The sequence below is a fragment of the Hyunsoonleella jejuensis genome (assembly GCF_900111025.1).
GTDB lineage: Bacteria > Bacteroidota > Bacteroidia > Flavobacteriales > Flavobacteriaceae > Jejuia > Jejuia jejuensis.
In genome coordinates this window covers 1-2,500 of sequence record NZ_FOFN01000008.1, presented here as the reverse complement: position 1 = coordinate 2,500, position 2,500 = coordinate 1, and the positions used below count along the sequence as shown (strand labels likewise).

Genomic DNA, 2,500 nt, shown 5'->3' with positions numbered 1-2,500 from the left:
GCCCGATATACAATCAAACCAACCTTAGCTTGTAGTCTCAGGCAGACTCGAACTGCCGACCTCTACATTATCAGTGTAGCGCTCTAACCAGCTGAGCTATGAGACTATTTATAGTCTTCAGTTTTCAGTCTTCAGTAATATGTTACTGACCACCGTTTTCTGGTGACTTATTATCTTAAATTAACAGCAATGAGAATAAACTATTTATCGTAATAGTTTTGATACTTAACCAGTCGTCTTTCTCTAGAAAGGAGGTGTTCCAGCCGCACCTTCCGGTACGGCTACCTTGTTACGACTTAGCCCTAGTTACCGATTTTACCCTAGGCCGCTCCTTGCGGTGACGGACTTCAGGCACTCCCAGCTTCCATGGCTTGACGGGCGGTGTGTACAAGGCCCGGGAACGTATTCACCGGATCATGGCTGATATCCGATTACTAGCGATTCCAGCTTCACGGAGTCGAGTTGCAGACTCCGATCCGAACTGTGATAGGGTTTATAGATTCGCTCCTGGTCGCCCAGTGGCTGCTCTCTGTCCCTACCATTGTAGCACGTGTGTAGCCCAGGACGTAAGGGCCGTGATGATTTGACGTCATCCCCACCTTCCTCGCGGTTTGCACCGGCAGTCTTGCTAGAGTTCCCATCTTTACATGCTGGCAACTAACAACAGGGGTTGCGCTCGTTATAGGACTTAACCTGACACCTCACGGCACGAGCTGACGACAACCATGCAGCACCTTGTAAAGTGTCCGAAGAAAAGCCGATCTCTCAGCCTGTCACTCTACATTTAAGCCCTGGTAAGGTTCCTCGCGTATCATCGAATTAAACCACATGCTCCACCGCTTGTGCGGGCCCCCGTCAATTCCTTTGAGTTTCATTCTTGCGAACGTACTCCCCAGGTGGGATACTTATCACTTTCGCTTAGCCACCCAGCCGAAGCCGGACAGCTAGTATCCATCGTTTACGGCGTAGACTACCGGGGTATCTAATCCCGTTCGCTACCTACGCTTTCGTCCATCAGTGTCAATACATTGTTAGTGATCTGCCTTCGCAATTGGTATTCTATGTAATATCTATGCATTTCACCGCTACACTACATATTCTAACCACTTCACAATGATTCAAGACTAGCAGTATCAAAGGCAGTTCTACAGTTAAGCTGCAGGATTTCACCTCTGACTGACCAGTCCACCTACGGACCCTTTAAACCCAATGATTCCGGATAACGCTTGGATCCTCCGTATTACCGCGGCTGCTGGCACGGAGTTAGCCGATCCTTATTCTTACGGTACCGTCAAGCCGCTACACGTAGCGGTGTTTCTTCCCGTATAAAAGCAGTTTACAACCCATAGGGCAGTCTTCCTGCACGCGGCATGGCTGGATCAGAGTTCCCTCCATTGTCCAATATTCCTCACTGCTGCCTCCCGTAGGAGTCTGGTCCGTGTCTCAGTACCAGTGTGGGGGATCCCCCTCTCAGGGCCCCTACCTATCGCTGTCTTGGTGCGCCGTTACCGCACCAACTAACTAATAGGACGCATACTCATCTTGTACCGTAACCTTTAATATAGAACCCATGCGGGCTCTGTACGTTATGGGGTGTTAATCTTCATTTCTAAAGGCTATACCCCAGTACAAGGCAGATTGTATACGCGTTACGCACCCGTGCGCCGGTCGTCAGCAAAGGAGCAAGCTCCTCCCTGTTACCCCTCGACTTGCATGTGTTAGGCCTGCCGCTAGCGTTCATCCTGAGCCAGGATCAAACTCTTCATCGTTAATTTATTCGAGCCTTTAGCTTTTGGCCATTGGCCGCCTGCTGTTTGCTCTTCTTAACAACTAATTTAGAATCTCTAGTACTCAAAATGGTCTATTCTCTTTGTTGACCGAACCCGTTTCCAGATCCGATCTTACGCTGTCAATTCAATATGTCTATGAACTTTTTTTCTCTTTACTCCGGGACTTTCCTCCCAAAGCGGGTGCAAATATAAAACCCTTTTTTTATCCCCACAATACTTTTTGATTTTTTTTTGAAAAATATTTTTTTTCCAAAATCCGAAACCAATAAATACCAACGTGGATGAACTTCCGCACAAACAGGGTTCCCCGTTTTTGCGGGTGCAAACATAGTACCTATTTTTAATCCCGCAATGGCTTTTTTGTCTTTTTTTTGCACTTTTTTCGGCACCTTCCATAACTCCATTGTTTACAGCTATTTATCATTTAAAAAAAATGCCCGCGACGGGGAGATCTTGCCCATTGGTACCTTTCCCCGGAATGAAAACGGCCCGCCAAGGCCACCAAAAACCCTGCCTCGGCATAGCCTTCGGCAAACCGCTCCCGCGTTAGGGATCGCAGCGGCATCCTTTTTGCGCAGCCCCAAAGGCCAAGTGCCTTTGTCCCTGAAAAAACAGCTCCCGAACGGCGGGGACCACAAAAAAAAACTGGAACGCTGCGCAGAAAGATATAGCGGAGAGCCCGACCCCGAAACCAAGGAGGGGGAACGCCC

At 48.6% G+C, this 2,500-nt stretch carries 1 protein-coding gene, 1 tRNA gene and 1 rRNA gene; all 3 read right to left on the bottom strand.

Annotation, left to right across the window (positions count from 1 at the left end; genetic code table 11):
• Positions 1–32: 32 nt before the first annotated feature.
• A tRNA-Ile gene (locus BMY39_RS14930) sits at positions 33–106 on the bottom strand.
• A gap of 141 nt (positions 107–247) precedes the next feature.
• Positions 248–1,769: ribosomal RNA gene (locus BMY39_RS14925) — 16S ribosomal RNA — on the bottom strand.
• Between the two features lie 173 nt (positions 1,770–1,942).
• The gene (locus BMY39_RS14920) at positions 1,943–2,194 is read right to left on the bottom strand and encodes a hypothetical protein (RefSeq protein WP_092581136.1); all 252 of its coding nucleotides are present in this window, start codon (positions 2,192–2,194) and stop codon (positions 1,943–1,945) included.
• Between the last annotated feature and the right edge of the window lie 306 nt (positions 2,195–2,500).